Here is a 24550-nt window from a genome sequence, read left to right as displayed (position 1 = left end):
CGTGTTAGTGTGATCACGTGCACGCAGAGATCCTTCTCCTTAGCTGCCGCGGCGAGGCTCCACAAGCACCTGCTTAGGCCGACCCCCCGCTGCGGAGTTCGTGTTGCCCGGCCACCGTTTCTGATGATCGACGAGAAAAGGCCAAACCAACACCATGCGCAACGCACAGCAGCCCTCGGGCATGCCGACGTCCAAGTACGTACCGTTCCACGAGCAGATCAACGTGGACCTGCCGGACCGGACGTGGCCCGGCAAACTCATCACCAAGGCGCCGCGCTGGTGCGCGGTGGACCTGCGGGACGGCAACCAGGCCCTCATTGACCCCATGACTCCCGAGCGCAAGCACAAGATGTTCGACCTGCTCGTGAAAATGGGCTTCAAGGAAATCGAGGTCGGTTTCCCCTCCGCATCCCAGTTGGACTTCGACTTTGTACGGCAGCTCATTGAAGGCGACCGGATCCCGGACGACGTGACCATCCAGGTCCTCACCCAGTCCCGCGAACACCTGATCGAGCGGACCTACGAATCGCTCGAAGGCGCAGACCGGGCCATTGTGCACCTCTACAATTCCACCTCGATCCTGCAGCGGCGGGTGGTCTTTAACACCGACCGGGACGGGATCGTGGACATTGCGCTCAGCGGTGCCCGCCTGTGCAAAAAGTACGAGGAACAGCTGCGCGGCGTCGACGTCACGTATGAATACTCCCCGGAGTCCTACACCGGCACCGAACTGGACTTCGCCGCACGCATTTCCGACGCCGTCGCCGAGGTGCTGGAAGCGTCCCCGGACCGGCAGATGATCCTGAACCTGCCGGCCACCGTCGAAATGACCACCCCCAACGTTTACGCGGACTCCATCGAGTGGATGCACCGCAACCTCGCCAGCCGGGACTCGGTGATCCTCTCCCTGCATCCGCACAATGACCGGGGGACCGGTGTGGCCGCAGCGGAGCTGGGCTACCTGGCCGGGGCGGACCGGATTGAGGGCTGCCTGTTCGGCAACGGTGAGCGCACCGGCAACGTGGACCTGGTGACCTTGGGCATGAATATGTTCAGCCAGGGCATCGACCCGCAGCTCGACTTCTCCGACATGGACGAAATCCGGCGCACCGTTGAGTACTGCAACCAGCTGCCCGTGCCCGAGCGTTCCCCCTACGGCGGCGACCTGGTGTTCACGGCCTTCTCCGGCTCCCACCAGGACGCCATCAAAAAGGGCTTCGAGGCCATGGAGAAAGACGCCGCCGCCGAAGGCAAAACCGTGGACGAAATTGCGTGGGGCGTTCCGTACCTGCCGATTGACCCCAAGGACATTGGCCGCAGCTATGAAGCGGTTATCCGGGTCAACTCCCAGTCCGGCAAGGGCGGGGTGGCTTACCTGCTTAAGAACGAGCACTTCCTGGACCTGCCGCGGCGCGCGCAGATCGAGTTCTCCGGCGTCATCCAGCGCCGCACCGATACTGCCGGCGGCGAGATCACCGGTGCTGAGCTGTGGAAGGTGTTCCAGGACGAGTACCTGCCGCACACTCCGGAGTCCGACGCCGCCGCGTGGGGACACTATGAACTGATCTCCGTGAACGCCGACACACCCGCGGACGGCCGCTTCAACCTGACCGCCACCCTGAGTGTTGACGGCGTCTCCCAGCGGCGGATGGCCAGTGGAACCGGTCCCATTGCCGCACTGCTGGAAATCCTGGGTCAGGACGGCATCGACGTGCGCCTGTTGGATTACACCGAGCACGCACTGTCGGCCAGCGGCAACGCGCACGCGGCGGCCTACGTGGAACTCGCTGTGGGGGAGCGGGTGCTGTGGGGTGTGGGAATAGACCCCAACACCACCATGTCCGCGCTGAAAGCGGTCATTTCCGCGGTCAACCGGGCCATCCGGGACCAGGGCTGATCCTGCCCTTCGCAACGGTGTCCGGACGCGCCCGGCGGCAGTGTCCGCCGGGACGTCCGGACGTGGGAAAATAGCCGGGTGGCCAAATCCTTCGCATCCCGCACCTACCGTGATGATGCCGTGGTCCTGCGAACCCACAAGCTGGGCGAGGCGGACCGCATCCTCGTGCTGCTGACGCGCGAGCACGGCCAGGTGCGCGCCGTGGCCAAGGGCGTGCGGCGGACTTCGAGCAAGTTCGGGGCGCGGCTGGAACCCTTTATGGTGGCCGAACTCCAGCTCTCGCACGGCCGGAACCTGGACATCGTCACCCAAGCCCAGACCAAGGGCGCCTACGGGCACGGCATAGTATCCGACTACGCCCGCTACACGGCCGCCGCCGCCGTCGCCGAAACGGCCGAACGGCTCACCGACATTGACGGCGAGTCGGCCAAGGCGCACTACCAGCTGGTGATCGGCGCCTTTGCCGCGTTGAGCCGCGGTGCGCACGCCCCGGAACTGATCCTGGACTCATATCTGCTGCGCGCGCTGGCCACGGCGGGGTGGGCGCCGAGCTTCACCGACTGCGCCCGGTGCGGTGCGCCGGGTCCGCACACCGCTTTTTCAGCGCCGCTGGGCGGAGCGGTCTGCCCGGTGTGCCGCCCGCCCGGCTCGGCGTCGCCGTCCCCCGAAACCATGACGCTGCTGGCGGCGCTGCTCAGCGGCGACTGGCCGGCAGCCGATGCTTCCGGACCACAGCCGCGGCACGAATCCGCCGGGCTGGTGGCCGGTTACCTGCAGTGGCACCTGGAACGGGTGCTGCGGTCCCTTCAACACGTGGAGCGTGTCTGACCTTGCGTTCAAAATCCCCCTCCGCCGTTCCGGCAATGCCGGTTATCCGGCCCACACCGCATCCCTCAGGCGCGGTGCCGCCGCCGGTGCCAGCGGAGCTGGTGCCCGCGCACGTGGCTATTGTGATGGACGGCAACGGACGCTGGGCCAACCAGCGCGGACTGCCCCGGACCGAGGGGCACCGCGCCGGCGAGGCGGCACTGCTGGACGTGATGGCAGGCGCCATCGAAATGGGTATCCGGCACGTCTCCGTCTACGCCTTCTCCACCGAAAACTGGAAACGCTCCCCGGAAGAAGTCCGCTTCCTGATGGGCTTCAGCCGCGACGTACTGCGGCGCCAGCGGGACCAGCTGAACGAATGGGGCGTCCGGATCCGCTGGTCCGGACGCCGCCCGCGGCTGTGGCAGAGCGTGGTGAAGGAACTGGAGACCGCTGAGGAGGCCACCCGCGGCAACACGGTATGCACGCTGAACATGTGCGTGAATTACGGCGGGCGGGCAGAAATTGCCGACGCCGTGGCCGCGATTGCCGCAGATGTGCAGAAGGGGCGGCTGCGGCCGGGGTCCATCAGCGAAAAGACCATCCAGAAGTACCTGGACGAACCGGACCTTCCGGACGTTGACCTGTTCCTGCGCACCTCGGGGGAGCAGCGGTTCTCCAACTTCATGCTCTGGCAGTCGGCCTACGCTGAAATGGTCTTTATGGACACGCTTTGGCCGGATGTGGACCGGCGGACCCTGTGGGAAGCGGTGGAGATCTATGCCCGGCGCGACCGCAGGTACGGCGGCGCCGTCGATCAGGCCGCCCTCGGCCAGGCCGCAGCCGACCCGGCCGCAGTAGATGAGGCCGCCGGGGCCTAGCCGCCGAACACAAACGCGGAGGCCCAGCGTTGGATGCCTGCGTATACGCGGGTCCGGACCGGCAGCGCGGAAAGCAAGGTGTCATGGAGGGCGCCGTCGAACCGGTACACAGTGACTTCCGGACCCAACAGCACCGCGCGCTGGACCATCAGGGAGACGTCCAGGACGCTGTCGGTGCGCAGCATCTGCGGATTCCAGGCGGGGGCGATGGTGGAGGCCGCAGAGGCGAGCATCAGGACGGGCACGTTGATGTCCAGTCCCCGGGCCACGCGTGCGTGCCCGGCCAGCACGGCCCGAATCCAGCCTGCCCGCACCGGGAAGCTGAAGGGCGGACGCCAGGCCGGGTCTACGGGCCACTCCCCGTCCATTTCGGCGCTGATGCTGCGGAAGTAGAAACCGAATTCGGGGATCTTCAACCGCGTTTTGGGCCGGCGTCGTGCCACCGGTTCCACCAGCCCGCTGGTGGCGAAGCGGAGCATTGAACTGCCGCTGATTTCCAGCCACGGGCTGTTCAGGATCAGGGCCCGGAGCCGGCCCGGGTTGCGGTGCGCCCACAGCGCGGCGACCAGCCCCCCGGTGGAATGTGCCATCAGCGTGGTCCGGACCGTTGCATCGGCACCGCACCGGGCCTGCACATCCTCGGCGACGGCGGCCAGCGCCGCTTCGATGTCGGCGTTATACTCGGCGAGGTCGCTCACGTAGCCTTCGGATTGTCCCGGCCTCAGGCTCCTGCCGTACTTGCGCAGGTCAAGTGCGTAGAACACCGCACCCTGTTCCGCCCAGAAGCGGGCAAGCTCCGCCTGGAAGAAGTAGTCACTCCAGCCGTGCAGGTAGAGAACGGTATCCACGGTCCCCGTGGGCGGTGCCGCCTGCACCGGTACATAGGAGACCAGGGTGGCAACCAGCGGGCCTTCCTCGTCTGCCCCGAGGTCCAGCGTCATACTCCGGAATCCCTCGCCCAGGACGTCGGGTTTCCAGTTGGGCTGATCGTGGTGCATGCCTTCGACAATAGCGGAGCGTGCAGCAGCGGCGGGCAGGGTTTGGCCGGACGTGCCGGGTCTGGGATTCTTTGGAGTATGCGCATCTATCCCACCTTCTTCCGTCTCGTTTTCTCCGGCATGGATCCCGAGCGGGCCCACCGGATCGGTTTTGCGCTGATCCGCGCGGCAGCCCGGACTCCCGCAGCACCCGTGATGCGCCGCCTGATGCGGCCGGCGGCAGGTCTGCGCACCGAGGCCCTCGGCTTGTCCTTCCCCTCGCCCTTCGGCCTGGCCGCCGGGTTCGACAAGGAAGGTTCCGGCATCGGTGCCCTGGCGAACCTTGGCTTCGGCCACGTGGAAGTAGGCACGGTCACCGCGCAGGCGCAGCCGGGCAACGCCAAACCCCGGCTCTTCCGCCTGGTCGAAGACCGTGCGGTCATCAACCGGATGGGTTTCAACAACGACGGCGCCGCCGCCGTCGCCCCGCGCCTGGACAAAGCGCGGAGGGCGCTGGCCCGCACCTTCGGTGAGCCCCGTCCCGTGATCGGGATCAACATCGGCAAGACGAAAAAGGTGGACCTGGCCGACGCTGTGCAGGACTACCTCACCAGTGCACGCACCCTGGCGCCGCACGCGGACTACCTCGCCGTCAACGTCAGCTCGCCAAACACCCCCGGCCTGCGCCTGCTGCAGGACATCAGTTCCCTGCGGCCGCTGCTCACGCAGGTGGGCAATGCTGCGGACGACGCCGCGGGCCGGCATGTGCCGCTGCTGGTAAAAATCGCGCCGGACCTGACGGATGAGGATATTGACGACGTCGCGGAACTGGCGCTGTCACTGGGACTGGACGGGGTGATTGCCACCAACACCACCGTCACGCGGGAAAACCTGGCCACGGACCCGGAGCAGGTGATCTCCTGCGGTGTCGGCGGACTAAGCGGCGCACCGCTGAAACGGCGTTCCCTTGAGGTCCTGCGCCGGCTGTATGCCCGGCTGGAAGGCAGCGGCTGCGCGATCATCTCCGTCGGGGGAGTGGAAACCGCAGCGGATGTCCGGGAACGCCTGGCTGCCGGGGCAACCCTGGTGCAGGGCTACACGGCCTTCCTCTATGAAGGTCCGTTCTGGGCGGCACGCATCAACCGGGCACTGGCGCGCGGCTAGGCGGCGCCCGGAGAGCAGGCCTGAAGAGCAGGCCTGGAAAGCAGGCCTGGAAAGCAGGCCTGGAGAGCAGGCACAAAAAAAGGGGGAAGGGCCGCCGTCGGCCCTTCCCCCTTCCGCCAAGCGGAACGGGTCAGGAGGGGTACTGCCCGCGCGCAACCTGCGGCTTCGGGAGCCGGAAGCGGCGCAGCTGCAGGGAGCGGGACACCCCGTACCAGACATCGCCGGAGTTGGGACCGCCGAACTTTGAGGTGAGACGCTTGCGGATCTGGCGCCGCAGCATAAAGCTGTCGGCGATAACAGCCAGGATCAGCACCCAGAAGGCGGCCATCACGAACAGCTGGACATCTACGTTCTGGATGAAGCTGAAGATGACGAACACCAGGGCCGCGATCATGACGTATTCACCCACGTTGCGGCGGGCGTCGACAATGTCGCGGATGAACCTGCGGTTGGGGCCCTTGTCGCGCAGCGGAAGATAACGCTCGTCGCCGGTGTCCAGGGCCTGGCGGGTCTTCAGCCGTTCCGCCCGCATGGAGTCGCGGGCAGCAGCCTTTGCCGCCTTGCGGTCATCGGGCACCAGGGGGCGCCGGCGTGCGGCTTCCTGGTCCTTGCGGCGGGGTGTGGGAGCGCCCTTGCCGGCACGTTCCCTGGCGCCGGCTTCAGCGGCGACAGCCTGGTCCACAGTTTCCTGCGCGGTGGGCGCTTCTTTCTTTCGTCCGAACACAACCCAAGGATACCGTGAAAGATTGTAGGGTTTTGGCTATGACTTCCAACCCCGCACAAGACCCCATTCCCGCGCAGATCCATGAGGACGCCCTGCGCGCCAGCGTGGCCGCAGACTTCCCGCGGACCGTCGAGCAGCTCAAGTCCCTGGTCAGCATCCCGGGCATCGCGTGGGACTCTTTTGACCCCGAGCACCTGAACCGCAGCGCCGCCGCCGTGGCGGAGCTGATCCGCGAAGCCGGCATCGAAGACGTGCAGGTACTCCGCGTGGACAACAACGGAACCCCCGGCGGCCCCGCCGTCGTCGCCCGCCGCCCGGCCCGCCCCGGCGCTCCCACCGTCCTCCTCTACGCGCACCACGACGTGCAGCCGCCGGGAGACCCGGACCTCTGGGAATCCGATCCCTTCAGCGCCGAGGAACGCAACGGGCGGCTCTACGGCCGCGGCGCTGCAGACGACAAGGCCGGCATCATGGCGCACATCGGTGCCCTGCGTGCGCTGGAGGACGTCCTGGGCGAAGAGTCCGGCGTAGGCGTCACCCTGTTCATTGAAGGAGAGGAAGAAGCCGGTTCGCCGACCTTCCGCACCTTCCTGGAGACCTACCAGGACCTGCTGCGCGCAGACGTCATTGTGGTGGCGGACTCGGGCAACTGGAAGGTGGGCGTTCCGGCCCTGACCACCAGCCTGCGCGGACTGGTGGACGGCACAGTGGAAGTCCAGGTGCTGGACCACGCCGTGCACTCGGGTATGTTCGGCGGTCCCGTGCTGGATGCGCCCACGCTGCTCGCCCGGCTGATCGCCACTTTCCACAACGCCGACGGCGACGTCGCCATCTCCGGGCTCGTCGCCACCGACGACGCGGCCGTGGACTACCCCGAAGCCGATTTCCGCGCCGATTCCTCGCTGCTCGACGGCGTGCAGCTGGCCGGTACCGGGTCAATCGCCTCCCGCCTGTGGACCAAGCCGGCACTGTCCATCATCGGCATCGACGTCCCCACGGTCGCGATGTCCTCGAACACCATTCAGCCCAAGGCGCGTGCCAAGTTCAGCCTGCGCCTTGCTCCCGGCCAGAGCCCGGAAGCAGCCATGGAAGCCATTGAAGCCCACATGCAGGCCAATGCACCGTTCGGCGCGAAGGTCACCTTCACACCGGGGGAGAAGGGCAACGCCTTCGCCACCGACACCAGTGCCAGTGCGGCCCGGACCGCACTGTGGGCACTGGGCCGCGCGTGGGGAGTGGAGCCCGTGGAGTCGGGCATGGGCGGCTCCATTCCGTTCATTGCAGACCTGGTGGAGCTGTTCCCGTCCGCTCAGATCCTCATCACCGGGGTGGAGGACCCGGATTCCCGGGCACACAGCGCCAACGAATCGCTGGACCTGAACGACTTCCGGAACGCGATCCTGGCCGAAGCACTGCTGCTGGCCCGCCTGGGTGCACGCGAAGGCTGATCGGCCGGCAGCCGGGGCGCACGGATGACCGGGGGAATGGATCAGTCCCCGGTATCTGTTAGATCGTTGGGGGATACCGGACGTACCATTGAGACACTGGTTTCGGCCTGCGGCAGGCGCGACGGCCTGCCAGCGGGAAACCAGCTGAGGAAAGAGAGAAACTATGAGCGTTTCCACCAGCGAAAACATCACCGCTGCGGCAGATACTGAGCTGCCCACGCACGAAGTGATGCTCTCGGACGTAGCCGCACAGAAGGTCCGCAGCCTGCTGGAGCAGGAGGGCCGTACGGACCTCCGTCTCCGCGTTGCTGTCCAGCCCGGCGGCTGCTCGGGACTTATCTACCAGCTGTACTTTGACGAGCGGGTCCTGGACGGCGACGCCGTCCGGGACTTCGACGGCGTCGAGGTCATTGTGGACAAGATGAGCGTTCCCTACCTTTCCGGGGCATCCATCGACTTCGAGGACACCATCTCGAAGCAGGGCTTCACCATCGACAACCCGAATGCGGGCGGCTCGTGCGCCTGTGGAGACTCCTTCCACTGACACACCGGCCCGACGGCCCTAAAAGCAGAGCTTTATTTCCCCGGCGCGGCGGCGATCTGTCACTGGATGGCCGCCCGTACGGGTAAGCTCTACACGTAGTAGTAAAACTAATGCCTGCAACCGGGAACTTTTTTGTCCCCGGCCGGGCAGCACTTGCACGCAACAAGAGGAAGGGCCGTCTGTGAGTTCGCAGGACCGAACCAGCAGCCGACGCGCCAGGATCTTAAAGATCTCAGCCGTAACGTCGGCCGGCGCGTTGTTTTTATCGGGGTGTTCATCGGAAGTCCAAAAGGGCTGGCTGCCTACGGACCGCGACACCACTAACCACACCGGCCGCATCATGGACCTTTGGGTCAACTCATGGATTGCTGCCCTGGCTGTAGGTATCCTCACCTGGGCATTGATCCTGTGGTGCATGGTCGCTTACCGCCGGCGCAAGAATGAGACCGGATACCCCCGCCAGCTCAGCTACAACCTGCCGCTGGAAATCTTCTACACGGCGGTTCCGCTGTTCATGGTTTTGGTGCTGTTCTACTTCACCAACCAGGACATCCAGGCGATCAACGAGCGCAGTGATGATCCCGACGTCGTCGTAGACGTCCGCGCCAAGCAGTGGTCCTGGGACTTCAACTACGTCAACGAAGACAAGTACTACCAGGGCACCCAGGTTAACCTGGACGGTCAGGAAGTCTCTGCCGACGAGTTCCCGACACTGGTACTGCCCGTCGACAAGACGATCGAACTGCAGCTGAACACCCGCGACGTCCAGCACTCCTTCTGGGTGCCTGCGTTCCTGCAGAAGATGGACATCTACCCGGGCCGCACCAACGTCATCACCTTGGAAACCGGCAAGACCGGAACCTTTGACGGCAAGTGCGCCGAGCTCTGCGGCGAGTACCACTCCGAAATGCTCTTCAACGTAGAGGTCCTCAGCGAAGACGACTACAACGACTACGTTGCCACCTTGCCCGACGGCCAGGTGACCGGCGAGTACGACCGCCAGTACAACTCAGAATCAAGCGAAGTTAGGAGGTAGGAGGACGCTATGACTACTCTCGAATACACTTCGGAAGATTCCGGCACCAGGGTTGCACCCCGCGTAGTACCCGTCTCCAAGGGACGAATCGTCGTCAACTGGATCACCTCCACTGACCACAAGACGATTGGGTACATGTACCTGATTGCCTCATTTATTTTCTTCTGCCTCGCAGGCGTGATGGCCCTGGTCATCCGTGCGGAGCTCTTTGAGCCGGGTATGCAGATCCTGCAGACCAAGGACCAGTACAACCAGCTGTTCACGATGCACGGCACCGTGATGCTCCTGATGTTCGCCACGCCGCTGTTCTCGGGCTTTGCGAACGTCATCATGCCCCTTCAGATCGGTGCCCCCGACGTCGCCTTCCCGCGGCTGAACGCACTGGCCTTCTGGTTCTTCCTGCTGGGCAGCAGCATCGCGGTGGCCGGGTTCATCACCCCGCAGGGTGCCGCATCCTTCGGCTGGTTCGCCTACACCCCGCTGTCGAGCACGACATTCTCTCCCGGCGTAGGCGGTGACCTCTGGGTCTTCGGCCTGGCACTGTCCGGTTTCGGCACCATCCTCGGTGCGGTCAACTTCATCACCACCATCATCTGCATGCGTGCCCCGGGCATGACCATGTGGCGTATGCCGATCTTCACCTGGAACACGCTGGTTACGGCCATCCTGGTTCTCATGGCCTTCCCGCCGCTGGCAGCAGCCCTGTTCGCCCTCGGTGCAGACCGCCGGTTCGGGGCGCACATCTTCGATCCGGAGCGCGGCGGTGCCATCCTGTGGCAGCACCTGTTCTGGTTCTTCGGCCACCCCGAGGTGTACATCATCGCCCTGCCGTTCTTCGGCATCGTGTCCGAAGTCTTCCCGGTCTTCAGCCGCAAGCCGATCTTCGGCTACAAGGGCCTGGTTTACGCAACCATCGCCATTGCTGCACTGTCGGTGACCGTCTGGGCGCACCACATGTATGTGACCGGCGCAGTTATGCTGCCGTTCTTCGCATTCATGACAATGCTGATTGCCGTGCCTACCGGCGTGAAGTTCTTCAACTGGATTGGCACCATGTGGCGGGGATCGATCACGTTCGAAACCCCCATGCTTTGGAGCATCGGCTTCCTGATCACCTTCCTCTTCGGCGGTCTGACCGGCATCATCCTGTCCTCCCCGCCGCTGGACTTCCACGTCTCGGACACCTACTTCGTAGTTGCCCACTTCCACTACGTGGTCTTCGGCACCGTGGTATTCGCGATGTTCGCCGGCTTCTACTTCTGGTGGCCTAAGTTCACCGGAAAGATGCTCAACGAGCGTCTGGGCAAGATCCACTTCTGGCTCCTGTTCGTCGGCTTCCACGGCACCTTCCTCATCCAGCACTGGCTGGGCGTCATTGGTATGCCGCGCCGCTATGCCGACTACCTGGTGGAGGATAACTTCACGGCCATGAACCAGTTCTCCACCATTGCCTCCTTCGTCCTGGGCGCCTCGATGATCCCGTTCTTGTGGAACGTGTACATCACCTGGCGCCACGGCAAGAAGGTTGAAGTGGATGATCCGTGGGGCTTCGGCGGATCCCTCGAGTGGGCTACGTCCTGCCCGCCGCCGCGCCACAACTTCACTTCGCTGCCCCGCATCCGTTCGGAGCGTCCGGCCCTGGACCTGCACCACCCCGAACTGCAGCAGCACGTTACCGACGAATCAGCTGCGGCCAAGGTCTTCGGCCCCGGTGACCGGAAGGAAAAGGTCAAATGAAGGTAGAGACTAAACTCTTCAGCTACCTGACACCGTTCTTCCTGGTTGTCGGCGTGATCTACGGCTACATGGTGGAGTGGACGGAACCCGTTGGTTACCTCGCCCTCTTCCTGACGGCAGCTATGTCGGGCATGATCGCCTTCTACATCGGCTTCACCGGCCGCCGCGTGGGTCCCCGCCCGGAGGATCGGCTCGACGCCGAAATCCATGAGGGATCCGGCGAGCAGGGCTTCTTCAGCCCGTGGAGCTGGTGGCCGCTGCTGCTGGGTATCTCCGCTGCCATCGGATTCCTCGGTATGGCAGTTGGCTGGTGGATCCTGTTCATCGGTGCCGGCCTTGCCGTCATTGCACTGGTTGGCTGGGTCTTCGAATACAGCCGCGGAAACCACGCCCACTAGGGCAGGTTCGAACACGGCAGCTTAGACAAGCAGCATCTCAGGGAGGATCCGCAGGAAACTGCGGGTCCTCCTTTTTGCTTGCCCCCGGTGTGTAGGGTGCGGATATGGCTTCCCGACTTATGCTGCTTGATACCGCCTCCCTGTACTTCCGTGCCTTCCACGGCGTTCCGGACACCATCCGCCGGGCCGACGGAACCCCGATGAATGCCGTGCGGGGACTGCTGGACATGATCGCCCGCCTGAGCACCGAGTATGGGCCGACCCACCTTGTGGCCTGCTGGGACAACAGCTGGCGCCCGGCGTGGCGGGTTGCCCTGCTGCCCGGGTACAAGGCCCAACGCGTGGCAGCCGCTTCCCCGGACGGGGACACTGAAACCGTGCCCGAGGGCCTGACCGCCCAGATTCCGATGATCCGGGAGATCCTTACAGTGGCAGGCATTGCCCTGGTGGGCGCCGATGACCACGAAGCCGACGACGTCATCGGCACCTACGCCCAGTTGGCAGGAATGCCGGTGGACGTGGTGACGGGCGACCGTGACTTGTTCCAGCTGGTCAGCGATGACCGGGAGGTACGGGTGCTCTATACGGCACGCGGGATGAAGAACCTCGAAGTTCTGACGGAGGCATCTGTGGTGGGCCGGTACCGGGTGCTGCCCAGCCAATACGCCGACTATGCGACGCTGCGCGGGGACGCTTCCGATGGGCTGCCCGGGGTGGCTGGGATCGGTGAAAAGACCGCGGCACAGCTGCTGGGGGAGTACGGAAGCCTGGACGGGCTGCTGGCGGCCGCGGCGGATCCGGGCAGCGGGCTGGCGGCACCGGTCCGTGCCAAGCTGGCCGCAGCGGGGGAGTACCTGCAGGCGGCACCGGCCGTGGTGCATGTGGTGCGCGACCTTCCCGTTCCGGCGCTGGAGGCCGCTGGGGCGCGCCTGCATGCCCCTGGTCCGCAGGCCCGCGCGGAACTGGAACGGCTCGGCTCCGGCTGGAACCTGGGTGGATCCCTCAACAGGTTCCTGCACGCGCTGGCGGCCTACCCTGCGGAGCAGGGCGGGGAGACCTCCCGGTATCCTTAGACGGCACGTGTTTTCCCAGCCGAAGGGGCGGAGTAGAAGAATGCGGAAAATTCTAGCCGGCCAGGGAGCTTCCCAGTGAGCAACCGCCGGCTTCTGCTGCTGACCGAATCCATCGATCCGGAAGCCGGTGTCGCCAAGCATATCCAGCTGCAGGCCATTCTCCGCCGGTTCGTGGAGGACCACGCCGGTGCGGGGGAGATCATCCCGTCCGAGCGGGAACTGGCGGAGCACTTCGCCGTCGCCCGTATGACCATCCGCCAGGCCGTAGACGCCCTCGTTGCCGACGGTGTCCTGGAACGCGTCGTGGGGCTGGGAACTTTCGTGGCACGCAAGAAGATGGACCTGCAGATCCAGCTGACCTCCTACTCCGAGGAAATGCACCGCCGCGGCATGGTTCCGGATGCCCATGTGCTCAGCTTCGAGCAGACCGGAGCGTCCCAGCTGGTGGCCCGTGAGCTGCAGATAGACCCCGGACAGCCGGTGGTGCGCTTCAGGCGCCAGCTGCTGGCCGACGGCGAACCCATGAGCGTGGACGAGAACTTCATTCCCGCCCACTACGTCCCGGGGATCCTCGAGGAGGAGGCTCCCACCTCGCTCTACAACATGCTTGGAGAACGGTACGGACTGGTGATGGAGTGGGGTGAGGACACCATCGAGGCCACTGCCGCATCGGCGTCCATTGCGCGGCTGCTGAATGTAGAACTGGGTGCACCGGTCCTGAAGATCCAGCGGCATGCCTATGTCTCCCGGGCGATGGTGGACTACTCCGTGTCCTACTACCGCGCAGACCGCTACAAGCTCTGGGTGCCGCTGCAGCGCCCCGGCGTACGCACCCCGCGCTCGTACCATCCCCGCCGCCTTCCGCGCGCCTAGGCCGCGGCACCACAATCCACAGCAGGAAGAGGAACACCGCAATGATAACCATCAGGATGTACAAGCGCGACGAAGCAGGAGTCCTGCACTTTCGTGAAGCGCTTTACGAGGAGGACGAAGGGCAGCTTATGCTGACCTCCGGGCCCGTGGGCCATGAAGGCAAAGCCAAGGTTCAGGACGTGGCGCCAGAGGCAGCCGAGGGGCTCCTGCATGCGTTCGCAGTGGCCTCGGAAGAGGACGGCTATGCGGAACTGGAGCCGGAGCAGCAGCACTGGGTCATCGCCCAGTACGCGCTGAAGTCCGCCACCGGTACTGAGCGGGACCGGTACCTTGAGCACAAGGCCACCCAGGCTATCTCCTCCTACTTCCTCTGGCGCGGGCTGGGGGAAGTGGACCACAGCGAGTTCGCGCCGCGGAAGCTGAACATCTACTGCCTGGTTCCGGATGTGAACAAAGCCGTGGCCGGACTGAAGGTTGTGCTGCGGGACCCGCTGCTGGACTTCACCAAACTCACCATCGGTTCCGCGCCGGTCGCCGATCCCGATCAGCTGCGCCGCCGGTACCCGCTGCCCTCCAAGGAGCCGTTCACTCTCTCCTGATTGCCAGCCGGAACATCGCAGAGATACAAGGAAGGCCCCGCCGGACATCCGGCGGGGCCTTCCTTTACGCTAAGCGCCTTGCGGCAGTTAGTGCTGTTCGATCGACTGCTGGTCGTCAGCCTTGGCTTCGACCTCGGCAGGCGACTCGTGGTGGTGCGCGTTTTCAAGCTCCGACGGCGTTACCGGGGCAACGCGGTCTTCGAAGAAGAAGCGCGAGAGCTTGGCCCGCCGCTTCTCCTTGCCGGAGACCTTGCCGTTGGCGCCCGGCTGGGCCGGCAGTGCCTTGTAGGACTCGAAGTCCACCAGGCGGTAGCGCTTGTACTCGTCCAGCGGCTCGTGGACCTCGATGTACTCGCCGTGCGGGAGACGGACAATACGTCCGCTCTCCACGCCGTGGAGGACAATCTCGCGGTCCTTGCGCTGCAGCGCCAGGGCGATGCGGCGCGTGATGATGAACGCCAGGACCGGGCCAACGAAGAGCAGGACCCGCAGCCAGTAGGTCACGTCGTTCAGCGACACGTGGAAGTGCGTGGCGATGAGGTCGGAGCTGGCAGCTGCCCACATAACCGAGTAGAACGTGATGCCGGCGACGCCGACTGCCGTGCGGTACGGAGCGTTGCGCGGACGGTCGAGCAGGTTGTGCACCCGCTTGTCCTTGGTCAGCCACGCTTCGATCCAGGGCCAGGTGAACAGCAGTGTGAAGACCAGGCCTGCAGGCACCAGGGCCGGCAGCAGGACGTTCAGGGAGAGCGTGTTGTCGCCCCACGGGAACGGGATGACCCATTCGAAGGGGAACCCGCCGATGAAGCCGGGCATCAGGCGCAGGGCGCCGTCAACCCAACCGATGTACCAGTCAGGCTGGGTACCGGCGGACACGGGCGAGGGATCGTACGGGCCGTAGTTCCAGATCGGGTTGATCGTGAAGAAGCCCGCAATGATGGCGATGATGCCGAAGACGATGAAGAAGAATCCACCGGCCTTGGCAGCGTAGACCGGGCCCACCGGGTAACCGACAACATTGTTGTTGGTCCGGCCGGGTCCGCGGAACTGGGTGTGCTTGTGGATGACCACCATGAAGAGGTGGATCGCGATCATCAGCAGGATCAGGGCCGGCACCAGGAGGATATGCAGGACGTAAAGACGCCCGATGATATCCGTTCCCGGGAATTCGCCGCCGAACAGGAAGAAGCTGATGTAGGTGCCCACTACGGGAATCGACTTGATGACGCCGTCGATGATTCGCAGGCCGTTGCCGGAGAGCAGGTCATCGGGGAGGGAGTAGCCGGTGAAGCCGGCCGCGAGGGAGAGGATCAGCAGGACGCCGCCCACCACCCAGTTCAGTTCACGGGGCTTGCGGAACGCTCCGGTGAAGAACACGCGGAGCATGTGCACGGAGACGGCCGCTACGAAGAGCAGGGCCGACCAGTGGTGCACCTGGCGCATAAAGAGGCCGCCGCGGATATCGAAGGAGATATTCAGCGAGGACTCGTAGGCGACAGACATCTCCACGCCGTTGAGCGGAACGTAGCTGCCTTCGTAATGCGTTTCCGCCATGGACGGATCGAAGAAGAAGGTCAGGAAGGTGCCGGTCAGCAGCAGGATGACGAAGCAGTACAGCGCAACTTCACCGAACATGAAGGACCAGTGGTCGGGGAAGACCTTGCGGCCGAACTCCTTGACCATGGCCGAGCCGCTGACCCGGGAGTCAACGAAGTTGGTGACGCGGCCAAGACGGGTCTTGGCTTCGTAAGGCGTAGCGGAGGGGACACTCACGGTTAACCACGCTCCCAGTAGCTCGGTCCGACAGGCTCTTTGAAGTCACTCTGAGCCTGCAGGTAGCCGTCTTTGTCGACCTTGATGGGCAGCTGCGGCAGTGCGTGGCCGGCCGGGCCGAAGATGACCTTGCATTCCTGCGTGACATCGAAGGTCGACTGGTGGCACGGGCACAGCAAATGGTGCGTCTGCTGCTCGTAGAGGGCCACGGGGCAGCCCACGTGGGTGCAGATCTTGGAGTAGGCGACGATGCCGTCTACGGCCCAGTCCTCGCGCCCGGGGGAGGGGTTGAGGTCTTCCGGGTTAAGGCGCATGAGCAGGACTACTGCCTTGGCCTTCTCTTCGAGCTTGTGCTCTTCCAGTTCCGTCAGGCCTTCGGGGATGACGTGGAACGCCGAGCCCAGGGTGACGTCGGAAGCCTTGATCCGGGTACCGCTGGGGTCCCGGGTCAGGTAGGTGTTCTCGTCCCACATGGTGTGGCGCAGGGTATTGCCGGGCAGCGGGCCGAGGTCGCGGAAGACCGCGATCGCCGGCAGCGGTGCCAGGACCATGGCGCCGAGGAGCGTGTTGCGGATCAGGGGACGGCGCTTGATGCCCGTCTCCTCGATGATGTCGCCCACCATCTTTTCGGCAATAACGCGGCCCTCTTCGGGACGGATCTCGTGGCGTTCTTCCACGATTTCGTGGTCCGGCATCAGGGTCTTGGCCCAGTGGACAATACCTACGCCGATGCCCAGCATGGCGAATGCCGTGCCCAGACCCAGCAGGATGTTCTGCAGCCGCAGCGTGGCGATGCTGGCATCATCCAGGTGGATGCTGAAGTACCCCACGAAAAATACGATCGTGCCAATGGCCGAGATGACGAACAGGCTTGCGACCTGCCGTTCGGCCCGCTTTTCGGCGCGGGGATTTGTGTCGGCTAGACGAGGGCGGTGCGGGGGAAGTCCCGGATTCTGGAACTTCTCCTCTTCTCCCTGGCCAGCCGTAGCGACGGTGCCCGAGGTGTTCGGACTGCCGTGACTATGGTCGCCCATGATCCCCCTCATCCTTCTCTTGAAACTGCATTTATAGACCTATGTGTAACTGTGATGTCACCCGTGGGGGTGAGCGCGGCGGGTGGTTAGGAAGACCGGGAGGTCAACCAAATAGTGAAAGCGATGATGATTCCCAGACCTGCGGTCCAGATGAACAGGCCTTCGGAAACCGGTCCCAGCGAGCCGAGCTGCGCTCCGCCGGGAGAGCCGTTGGCCTCGATGTTCTTCAGGAACGTGATGATGTCCTGCTTGTCTTCGGGCGTGATGTTCGTGTCGTTGAAGACAGGCATGTTCTGCGGGCCGGTGACCATGGCCTCGTAGATGTGCTTCTCGCTGACGCCCTCCAGGGACGGAGCGAACTTGCCGCGGGTCAGCGCACCGCCGGCGGCGGCAGCGTTGTGGCACATGGCGCAGTTGACGCGGAACAGCTCGCCGCCGTTGGCGGCAGCCTCTTCGTCGCTGGTGTCCGGTTCCAGGTACTCGGAGTCCGGAACGGAGGGACCGGCGCCGATGCTGGAGACGTAGGCGGCGAGGTCTGCCGTCTGCTCTTCATTGAACTGGACGGGCTTCTGCTGGGCCTGCGGGCCCTGCATGGCCATCGGCATGCGGCCGGTACCGACCTGGAAGTCAACCGACGCAGCGCCGACGCCCACCAGGGAGGGTCCGTTCTCGGATCCGGTGGCTTCGATGCCGTGGCACGTTGCGCAGTTGGCGACGAACAGCTTCTCGCCTTCGCTGACGTCATCGGCAGTGTAGGTGGTGGTCGCGGCCTGGGCCTGGTTGGCGCCGTTGGCTACGGCATAGAGACCACCCGTAACGAGGAGTCCCAGCAGCAGCAGCGCTACTGCTGCGAGGGGATGACGCCGCCTTTGCGATAGTGCCTTCACTTCGTAGTTCCTAACTTATGTGGTCTTTGGGAAACAGGTGCCACTTTGGGGTATTTCTTGGGTGCGGTCCTCAAGCAGTGTTACTTGAGGAAGTAGATGATGACGAACAGGGCAATCCAGACCACATCAACGAAGTGCCAGTAGTACGAGGTGACGATCGCCGAGGTTGCTTCGAAGTGTCCGAAGCGCTTGGCGGCGTAGGCACGGCCGATGATGAAGAGGAACGCGATCAGGCCGCCGGTCACGTGCAGGCCGTGGAAACCGGTGGTCAGGTAGAACGCGGAACCGTAAGAGTTCGACGAGAGGGATACGCCTTCAGAAACCAGCGTCGCGTATTCGAAAGCCTGTACGGAGACGAAGATCGCTCCAAGTACGAAGGTCAGCAGGAACCACTCGGTCATGCCCCAGCGGGAAAGCTTCAGAAGCCCTCCGGTGCGGCGTGCCTGGAGTCGTTCTGCAGCGAAAACGCCGAACTGGCAGGTGAAGGAACTGGAAACAAGGATCACCGTGTTAACGAAAGCGAACGGGACGTTCAGCTTCTCCGTCTCCATGGCCCACAGTTCGCTCGAGGTGGAGCGAAGCGTGAAGTACATGGCGAACAGGGCAGCAAAGAACATCAGTTCACTGGAGAGCCACACCACGGTTCCTACGGAAACCATATTGGGGCGGTTCAGCGTGGGGTGAGCCGGGGTACTGGGGGCATGGGTCGCTGTTGTCACATAGACATTATGGCGGTAAAACCGCCTACTTCTCCAACAGATCAGGGCCAACGGCGCGTCCCCGGCGCGCACTGAAGCCCCGGATCCCTGTATTGGCGCGGAATCGGAGCTTCAGAAAGAAATCAGCAATTTCTACGAATCGTAGATAACCTAGGGGGTGTGACTACGAATCCGAGTTCGACATACACCTGGCCGGGCCTGATTACGGCGCTGATCGAGGGCAGGCACCTCACTACCGCGCAGACCCGCTGGGCGATGTCCGCGATCATGGCCGGCAACGCCACCGACTCCCAGATTGCGGGGTTCCTGGTGGCACTGCGCGCCAAGGGAGAGACGGTTGACGAACTCACCGGGCTGGTCGAGGCCATGCTGGCAAGCGCCCGGCCCATCGATATCCCGGGGGAGACCCTGGACATTGTCGGTACCGGCGGTGACCGCCATAACACTGTGAACATTTCCTCCATGGCGGCGCTGGTGTGCGCAGGGGCGGGCGCCAAGGTGGTCAAGCACGGCAACCGGGCGGCCTCGTCGGCGTCCGGTTCCGCCGACGTCATCGAGGCGCTGGGAGTCCGTCTTGACCTTCCCGTTGACCGGGTGGCGCGGGCCGCCATGGAAGCAGGCATCACGTTCTGCTTTGCGCAGGTCTTCCATCCGTCCATGCGCTTTGCCGCCGTACCGCGGCGTGAGATGGGCGTGGCCACCGCCTTCAATTTCATGGGTCCGCTGACCAATCCGTCCCGCCCCAGCGCCTCCGCGATCGGCGTGGCCGATGCACGGCTGGCACCCCTGATGGCCGGAGTATTGGCCCGGCGCGGCGTGCGCGCCCTGGTGTTCCGCGGCCAGGACGGTCTGGACGAGATGACCACCACGGGTATCTCGACCGTCTGGGAGGTCCGTAACGGGGCCGTGGAGGACTCAGTGGTGGATCCCCTGGATCTCGGGATCAGCCGGGCCACGCTGGAGGACCTGCGGGGCGGTGACGCTGCGTCCAATGCAGCGGTGGTCCGCAGTGTGCTCGCCGGAGACAAGGGGCCGGTGCGCGACGCGGTGGTGCTGAACGCTGCAGCTGCCCTGGTGGCACTGGATGAAGACGCAGCCGGCCCGCTGCTGCACCGGCTGGCCCGCGGGCTGGAACGCGCCTGCGCCTCAATTGACAGCGGCGCGGCCCAAACCGCGCTGGACCGCTGGGTGGCGGTAACGCAGTAGGGCCGCGCCGTGGTTCGGCGGGCGGGGGACAAGCGGGGGACCGGCGGGGAACAGGCCCGGATATTAGCTGTCGAAGCCCAGTGAGAACGCGGCGTCGAGGTCGTGTTTGGAGTAGGCCCGGAACGCGATCTGCGTGGTGGTTCCGATCACCCCGTCCACCTTGGACAGCCGGTTGGCAATGGCGTCGGCGAGGTCCTCGTGCCGCTGCACACGGGCAATGGCAATAAGGTCGCATTCGCCGGTGACGGAGTAGACCTCGCTGATGCCTTCGATCTCCGAGATTTCCTCGGCGCATTCCGGGATCCGGGCCGAGTCGGTCTGGATGAGTACAAAAGCTGTGATCATGGCGGGGGCCTTTCCTGCGGCGGTGTGCGGGCGCGCGGTGCGCCCGCGGGTCGTTACCTCGAGCCTAGTGGATCCGCCGGGATCGCACGCGGGCACCGGCGCGCCAGAGCAGCCGCTGGCCCAGCAGGAACACTGCCAGCACAGCGAGGGTAACCAGCATGAAGCTGGTGGCCGTACCGCCGCCGGTTAGTGCCCGGATGCCCAGGCCTGCAACTACCGTAACCAGCCAGATGACGACGCCGGAGGGCCACAGTGCGACCGGTCGGCGCCAGGCGCGCGCAGCAGCCCATCCGAGCAGGCACGCGGCAGCAAAGGGCAGGGCCGTGCCGAGGATGCCGGCAAGCGCCAGCCCGTGCTCATGGCTGCGCCGGCCCAGGGCGGCGAACACAACAATCAGGACCAGGTCCGCCGCGAGGACCAAGGGCCAGGACCGGATGGTCTTTTCAGTGGAAGTACCAGCGGAATTTGCGGCGGCAGCGTTTCCGCCGGACGTATGCGGTGCGGTATTGCTCATGCGGTGCCCTCCTGGGCGGCGGTGGCGCGGTTTTCGCGGACGTACGGGCCAAGGAGTTCGCGGACCCGGCCCTCGACGATTTCCCGGCCGGTGCCCGATTCCAGCAGCCGGGTGGAGGAATGGACTATGGCGTTTATCAGTTCGGCGGTCACATGAGGATCCCGGACGCCGAGCATGGTCAGGGTTTCCACCAGCGGGGTCAGCAGCTGGCGGTGCATCATGGCGCTTTGGTTGTTCAGTTCCTCGCCCGGTGCGACGGCGGCAAGGGCGTTGCCCACGGCGTGTTCGCCTTCGGCTACGAGGGCGATGTTGGTCAGGACATAGGCCATGATCCGGTCCGCCGGGTCCGGCTCAGCGTCCATGGCTTCCGTCACCCGCCGGGTCCAGCGCGGAAAAACGTCCTGGACCAGTGCGTGCAGGAGGTCCTGGCGGGACTTGTAGTACTGGTAGGCGCTGGGCCGGGCGAGGCCCGCCAGCGCGGCCACTTCGGCCATGCTGGGGGCCTCGCCGGTGCGGGCCAGGAGGGTGCGCGCCGCATCCAGCAGCGCCCGCTGCTGTGCCGCCCGGTGTTCGGCCACCGTGGGGGCAGAGATTCGGGGCACTTGGCCCTCCTGTTCGTGCTGGTTTAGCTTGAGAGACGCCCGTCCACCATTTCGACTACGCGGTCGCAGTGGTGCAGGACGTCGTGATCGTGCGTCACCATAACTGTAGCAACGCCGCGCTCATGGGTTTCCCGGGCCAGCAGGGCCACCACGTCCTGGCTCCGGGCCCGGTCCAGGGCTGCGGTGGGTTCGTCCACCAGCAGCAGGGTCGGCCGGTTGACCAGTGAGCGGGCAATGCCCACGCGCTGGCGTTCCCCGCCGGAGAGCTGGTCCGGCCGGCTCTTGGCCTTGTGTTCCATGCCCACCCCGGCCAGCAGTTCCATCGGGTCCAGGCCGTCGCTGCTGCCGGCCAGTTTCTGCATCAGCTTCAGCTGTTCGACGGAGTTCAGTGCGGGAATCAGGTTTCCCGACTGGAACACAAAGCCGATTTCGCGCAGGCGGAACCTGGCGCGGGCGGCCTTGGCGAGGGTTGCGAGGTCCACGCCGTTCACCTGCACGGTGCCCGTGTCAGGCGCGGTGAGGGCGCCGGCTACCGCTAGGAGGCTGGATTTGCCAGCCCCGGACGGTCCGACGACGGCGACCATTTCCCCGGGCCGGACGGCCAGCGAAACATTGTCCAGGGCCTGGACTGTGCTGCCGCCGTCGCCCAGCGCCAGGTTCGCGGAGGTGATCAGCAGGCCGCCGGTTCGGGTTCCGGAATTTTGCTGCTGTGTGGTTGCGGTGCTCATCGTTGTCCTCCAAGGGCAGCCAGGGGATCTACGCGGGAAATGCGGACAATAGCCAGGGCGGCGCCGGCCAGGCCCAGCACGATGGTCAGGACCGTGGCCAGCACGATGGGTGCGGGTTCCAGTGCGAACGGCATGGCGGTCCCGCTCAGCCCGGCGCCCATGGCGAGGCCGGCAAGGATGCCGACAACCGTGGAGACCACCAAGATGATGGTTGCCTGCAGCAGGCCGTCACGGAGCAGGTACCCGGTGGAGGCGCCTACGGCGCGCAGGACTGCGAGTTCGTGTTTGCGCTGGATGGTCCAGACCGTGAAGAAAGCACCAACGACCAGGGCGCAGATGGCGTAGAGGAACACCTGGATCATCTGCAGGGTCATGGTTTCGGCGGAGTAGCCGGGGGAAGCATTGAAGGATTCGGACAGGGTGGACGTGACTGTTCCGGCGGCGTCGTCTCCTGCCGCAAAGTCGATGTCCGCACCGTCGGCTGCCTTCAGGGCAACCGTGCTGGCAGTGTCGAATTTCACGCCGTCCATTTGTGCCTTGGCGGGGGCTCCGGGAACACTCTGGCCGCTGGCCAGGTACTGCCAGGTATCCAGCGGAAGGTAAGCGAGGTCAACGTGGCCGAACGTCGCCTGGCTGTCCGTGTAGCCGACCACGGTCAGTTCGACGCCGATGCGTTCGAGGGTCACCACGTCACCAATGTTCAGGCCGGCATCTGCCGCGGTGGAGGAGACCACGATTTCATCCGGTGCGGACAGGCCGCGGCCTTCGCCGACCTGCGGGGCCAGGAACGAGTCGGGTTCAATGCCGAACAGGGCCAGATCCACCTGGGTGCCGTTTCCGGTGGTGCCGTTCATCATGGCAGTGCCCATCAGGGCCGCTTCATCCACGCCGGGCTGTTCGGCCCACACTGCAGCCTGCTGTTCGTCCACCACGCTGCGGGAGAAGGCATTATCGGTCTTGGTGCCCTCGTTGAAGGCAAACGCAGTTGCCGGCATGGATTTCAGGCCGGAGACGCCGTCGTTGACGAGACCGGAGGACAAGCCGGACAGCAGGACCATTAGCACGGCGATGAGGGCGACGACGCCGCCCATCAGTCCGAATCTGGCCCGGGCGAAACGCAGTTCACGCAACGCTAAAAACATCGGTACCCCTTGAGTGGTATTTTTTTGGGCATGATGCCGACGGGCTGTTGGCATCATGCCAACATCATGTCAGAAAAGTACCGGGGGACGCGAATGCTGCCGTTAAACACCTCCGGCGCCGGGGGATACCCGGCGCCGGAGGTGTTTGCCGCAGCGGTGCGGCAGGGGACGGGCTAGGACCAGATGTCGTCGCCGCGCAGCGTCGCGTCGGCGCCGCCGTCGGTGTAGATGGTCTGGCCGGTGGTGTGGGTGTTCTCCTCGGACGTCAGCCAGATGAGCAGCCGGGCAATGACCTCGGGCTCGGAGTGGCCGTTCAGCGGCATGGGGACGTTTTCGTCCACCATGGCACGGTTTTCGGGCGTGGCCAGGAGTTCGCGGGTCATGGCGGACAGGACGGTGCCGGGGGCCACGGCGTTCAGCGGGATGCCGGCACCGGCAAATACCGGGGTGATGCTTTCGCGGCGGACCCAGCGGCTGAGTGCGCGCTTGCTGGAGGGGTAGTTGAGGTAGCCGGTCTGGGGGCCCTTGTCTGCGAGCTCCTTGCCGATCCGCAGTGCTTCCTCCTCGTTGCCGGCCAGCAGCGCCTCAACCAGCTCGGGGGAGTTGGGCTGCAGGCTCGCCATGGAGCTGACGACGGCGGCACGCGGGGCGCTGCTCTTGGCCAGGACAGGTGCCAGTGCGGTGAGGAAGTCGGTAACGCCGAAGAAGTTCACGGCCACGGTGATGGGGGCGGGGGCGGAGATGCCGGCGCAGGCGATCACGGCGTCGACAGTGCCGCCGGAAAGGTCAAGGACCTTGGCTACGGCAGCGGAACGGCCCTCGGGGGTGCTGAGATCGCCTTCAACGTCGGCGTTGCGGAGGTCAACGCCAATGACCTTGTTGCCGGCCTCCTTCAGCAGGTTGGCGGTGGCTGCTCCGATGCCGGAAGCGGATCCTGTAACGATGTAGGTTCTAGTCATGTTTACAGTGTAAACCCGGACTCACCCGGTGCTGCCCACGCGTTCAGCGCAGCAGCTCCTGCCAGTCCGGAGGCACCCGGCTGGCCGGCCCGGGAACCGACTGGTTGAACGGGTGGTGCTCCGGCGGGGCCAGCTCGGGGCCGGCGAAAACAGAGGAATCGGCGTAGTTCCAGAACCAGTCCTCGCCCGGCTCATAGCTGCGGATGATCTGGTGCCCGGTCTGCTGCTCGTGCGCGGTGGCGTGCTGGCCCGGCGAATTGTCGCAGCAGCCGATGTGCCCGCATTCGGTGCAGCGGCGCAGGTGGTACCACCAGCCCTGCTGCTGCGTGCATTCCACGCAGCCCGGGCCGCTGGGCGGAACCGAAACGTTGATCCCGGGGATTGGCTCCATGGCGGATCTCCTTACAACGGGTAGCTGTTCTTGCCTACCCTCCACGGTAGCCATCCCGCCTTCCCGCCGACAGGCCCCGGAAGCAGCCGCCG

The 24550-nt window shown here is 65.0% G+C and carries 26 protein-coding genes; 13 read left to right on the top strand and 13 right to left on the bottom strand.

The genetic code is table 11. The annotated features are described in order from the left end of the window. The first annotated feature begins 154 nt into the window (after positions 1-154). The 3 genes from leuA to QNN98_RS09310 all read left to right on the top strand — a co-directional run bounded on the left by leuA (position 155) and on the right by QNN98_RS09310 (position 3585). Positions 155-1897: a 2-isopropylmalate synthase gene (leuA, locus tag QNN98_RS09320; protein ID WP_283996886.1), complete on the top strand. Its 1743-nt coding sequence runs from the start codon at positions 155-157 to the stop codon at positions 1895-1897. Positions 1898-1975: 78 nt separating this feature from the next. Next, complete coding sequence (recO, locus tag QNN98_RS09315; RefSeq protein ID WP_227911437.1) at positions 1976-2725, top strand: DNA repair protein RecO; 750 nt, start codon at positions 1976-1978, stop codon at positions 2723-2725. A 35-nt stretch (positions 2726-2760) separates the two neighbouring features. Continuing rightward, positions 2761-3585 carry an isoprenyl transferase gene (locus tag QNN98_RS09310; RefSeq protein ID WP_283996981.1) on the top strand — a complete coding sequence of 275 codons (825 nt, stop codon included), beginning with the start codon at positions 2761-2763 and terminating at the stop codon, positions 3583-3585. Here QNN98_RS09310 and QNN98_RS09305 read toward each other — a convergent pair. After that, the gene (locus tag QNN98_RS09305; RefSeq protein WP_283996885.1) at positions 3582-4583 is read right to left on the bottom strand and encodes an alpha/beta hydrolase; all 1002 of its coding nucleotides are present in this window, start codon (positions 4581-4583) and stop codon (positions 3582-3584) included. The two genes, QNN98_RS09310 and QNN98_RS09305, sit on opposite strands and share 4 nt — an antisense overlap. A gap of 78 nt (positions 4584-4661) precedes the next feature. Between QNN98_RS09305 and QNN98_RS09300 the strand changes: the two genes are divergently transcribed. After that, positions 4662-5726, top strand: coding sequence for a quinone-dependent dihydroorotate dehydrogenase (locus QNN98_RS09300; protein WP_283996884.1), 1065 nt, complete (start codon positions 4662-4664; stop codon positions 5724-5726). Positions 5727-5856: 130 nt separating this feature from the next. On the opposite strand, the gene QNN98_RS09295 is transcribed toward QNN98_RS09300, so the two are convergent. Next, positions 5857-6450 carry a DUF3043 domain-containing protein gene (locus tag QNN98_RS09295; protein ID WP_227926254.1) on the bottom strand — a complete coding sequence of 198 codons (594 nt, stop codon included), beginning with the start codon at positions 6448-6450 and terminating at the stop codon, positions 5857-5859. Positions 6451-6488: 38 nt separating this feature from the next. Here QNN98_RS09295 and QNN98_RS09290 point away from each other — a divergent pair, with 38 nt between their 5' ends. From QNN98_RS09290 to QNN98_RS09255, 8 genes are all read left to right on the top strand, one after another. Further along, entirely contained in the window at positions 6489-7898 is a 1410-nt protein-coding gene (locus QNN98_RS09290; protein WP_227911433.1) for a dipeptidase, read from the top strand. 163 nt (positions 7899-8061) lie between these two features. Further along, positions 8062-8442 (top strand): HesB/IscA family protein, encoded by a 381-nt coding sequence (locus tag QNN98_RS09285; protein WP_227911432.1) that lies wholly within the window; start codon positions 8062-8064, stop codon positions 8440-8442. A gap of 181 nt (positions 8443-8623) precedes the next feature. After that, positions 8624-9478: an aa3-type cytochrome oxidase subunit II gene (gene ctaC / locus QNN98_RS09280; RefSeq protein WP_227911431.1), complete on the top strand. Its 855-nt coding sequence runs from the start codon at positions 8624-8626 to the stop codon at positions 9476-9478. Between the two features lie 9 nt (positions 9479-9487). After that, positions 9488-11215 (top strand): aa3-type cytochrome oxidase subunit I, encoded by a 1728-nt coding sequence (gene ctaD, locus QNN98_RS09275; RefSeq protein WP_283996883.1) that lies wholly within the window; start codon positions 9488-9490, stop codon positions 11213-11215. Then, positions 11212-11613 (top strand): cytochrome c oxidase subunit 4, encoded by a 402-nt coding sequence (locus QNN98_RS09270; protein ID WP_227926257.1) that lies wholly within the window; start codon positions 11212-11214, stop codon positions 11611-11613. The genes ctaD and QNN98_RS09270 overlap by 4 nt, the downstream gene beginning before the upstream one ends. 104 nt (positions 11614-11717) lie before the next feature. After that, positions 11718-12686 carry a 5'-3' exonuclease gene (locus QNN98_RS09265; RefSeq protein WP_283996882.1) on the top strand — a complete coding sequence of 323 codons (969 nt, stop codon included), beginning with the start codon at positions 11718-11720 and terminating at the stop codon, positions 12684-12686. Between the two features lie 75 nt (positions 12687-12761). Continuing rightward, positions 12762-13559, top strand: coding sequence for a GntR family transcriptional regulator (locus QNN98_RS09260; RefSeq protein ID WP_502864670.1), 798 nt, complete (start codon positions 12762-12764; stop codon positions 13557-13559). Positions 13560-13600: 41 nt separating this feature from the next. After that, positions 13601-14158, top strand: coding sequence for a hypothetical protein (locus QNN98_RS09255; RefSeq protein WP_227926259.1), 558 nt, complete (start codon positions 13601-13603; stop codon positions 14156-14158). Positions 14159-14245: 87 nt separating this feature from the next. Here the strand turns inward: QNN98_RS09255 and qcrB are convergent, their stop codons facing one another. From qcrB to ctaE, 4 genes are all read right to left on the bottom strand, one after another. Continuing rightward, a complete protein-coding gene (gene qcrB, locus QNN98_RS09250; RefSeq protein WP_227911426.1) occupies positions 14246-15931 on the bottom strand; it encodes a cytochrome bc1 complex cytochrome b subunit in 1686 nt (561 codons plus the stop codon). A gap of 2 nt (positions 15932-15933) precedes the next feature. Then, complete coding sequence (gene qcrA / locus QNN98_RS09245; RefSeq protein ID WP_283996881.1) at positions 15934-16965, bottom strand: cytochrome bc1 complex Rieske iron-sulfur subunit; 1032 nt, start codon at positions 16963-16965, stop codon at positions 15934-15936. A gap of 86 nt (positions 16966-17051) precedes the next feature. Beyond that, positions 17052-17852: a cytochrome bc1 complex diheme cytochrome c subunit gene (qcrC, locus tag QNN98_RS09240; RefSeq protein ID WP_227926260.1), complete on the bottom strand. Its 801-nt coding sequence runs from the start codon at positions 17850-17852 to the stop codon at positions 17052-17054. A gap of 80 nt (positions 17853-17932) precedes the next feature. Next, positions 17933-18571: an aa3-type cytochrome oxidase subunit III gene (gene ctaE, locus QNN98_RS09235; protein WP_227911423.1), complete on the bottom strand. Its 639-nt coding sequence runs from the start codon at positions 18569-18571 to the stop codon at positions 17933-17935. Positions 18572-18730: 159 nt separating this feature from the next. On the opposite strand from ctaE, the gene trpD reads away from it, so the two are divergent. Further along, on the top strand, positions 18731-19777 hold the full coding sequence (trpD, locus tag QNN98_RS09230) for an anthranilate phosphoribosyltransferase (RefSeq protein ID WP_283996880.1): 1047 nt from the start codon (positions 18731-18733) through the stop codon (positions 19775-19777). A 63-nt stretch (positions 19778-19840) separates the two neighbouring features. Here trpD and QNN98_RS09225 read toward each other — a convergent pair whose 3' ends face one another. The 7 genes from QNN98_RS09225 to QNN98_RS09195 all read right to left on the bottom strand — a co-directional run bounded on the left by QNN98_RS09225 (position 19841) and on the right by QNN98_RS09195 (position 24458). Next, positions 19841-20122, bottom strand: coding sequence for an Lrp/AsnC family transcriptional regulator (locus QNN98_RS09225; RefSeq protein WP_227911421.1), 282 nt, complete (start codon positions 20120-20122; stop codon positions 19841-19843). 64 nt (positions 20123-20186) lie between these two features. Further along, the gene (locus tag QNN98_RS09220) at positions 20187-20636 is read right to left on the bottom strand and encodes a DUF3054 domain-containing protein (RefSeq protein ID WP_227911420.1); all 450 of its coding nucleotides are present in this window, start codon (positions 20634-20636) and stop codon (positions 20187-20189) included. Then, entirely contained in the window at positions 20633-21238 is a 606-nt protein-coding gene (locus QNN98_RS09215) for a TetR/AcrR family transcriptional regulator (protein ID WP_283996879.1), read from the bottom strand. The genes QNN98_RS09220 and QNN98_RS09215 overlap by 4 nt, the downstream gene beginning before the upstream one ends. 23 nt (positions 21239-21261) lie before the next feature. Then, positions 21262-21966, bottom strand: coding sequence for an ABC transporter ATP-binding protein (locus QNN98_RS09210; RefSeq protein WP_283996878.1), 705 nt, complete (start codon positions 21964-21966; stop codon positions 21262-21264). Continuing rightward, a complete protein-coding gene (locus QNN98_RS09205; protein ID WP_283996877.1) occupies positions 21963-23108 on the bottom strand; it encodes an ABC transporter permease in 1146 nt (381 codons plus the stop codon). The genes QNN98_RS09210 and QNN98_RS09205 overlap by 4 nt, the downstream gene beginning before the upstream one ends. 173 nt (positions 23109-23281) lie before the next feature. Beyond that, a complete protein-coding gene (locus QNN98_RS09200; protein ID WP_283996876.1) occupies positions 23282-24067 on the bottom strand; it encodes an SDR family oxidoreductase in 786 nt (261 codons plus the stop codon). Between the two features lie 43 nt (positions 24068-24110). Then, the gene (locus QNN98_RS09195; RefSeq protein WP_227911415.1) at positions 24111-24458 is read right to left on the bottom strand and encodes a UBP-type zinc finger domain-containing protein; all 348 of its coding nucleotides are present in this window, start codon (positions 24456-24458) and stop codon (positions 24111-24113) included. Positions 24459-24550 lie beyond the last annotated feature (92 nt).

It is taken from the genome of Arthrobacter sp. zg-Y1143 (genome assembly GCF_030125565.1).
GTDB lineage: Bacteria > Actinomycetota > Actinomycetes > Actinomycetales > Micrococcaceae > Arthrobacter_B.
The sequence above is the reverse complement of the archived record's forward strand: the minus strand, read 5'-3'. Positions and strand labels throughout refer to the sequence as shown.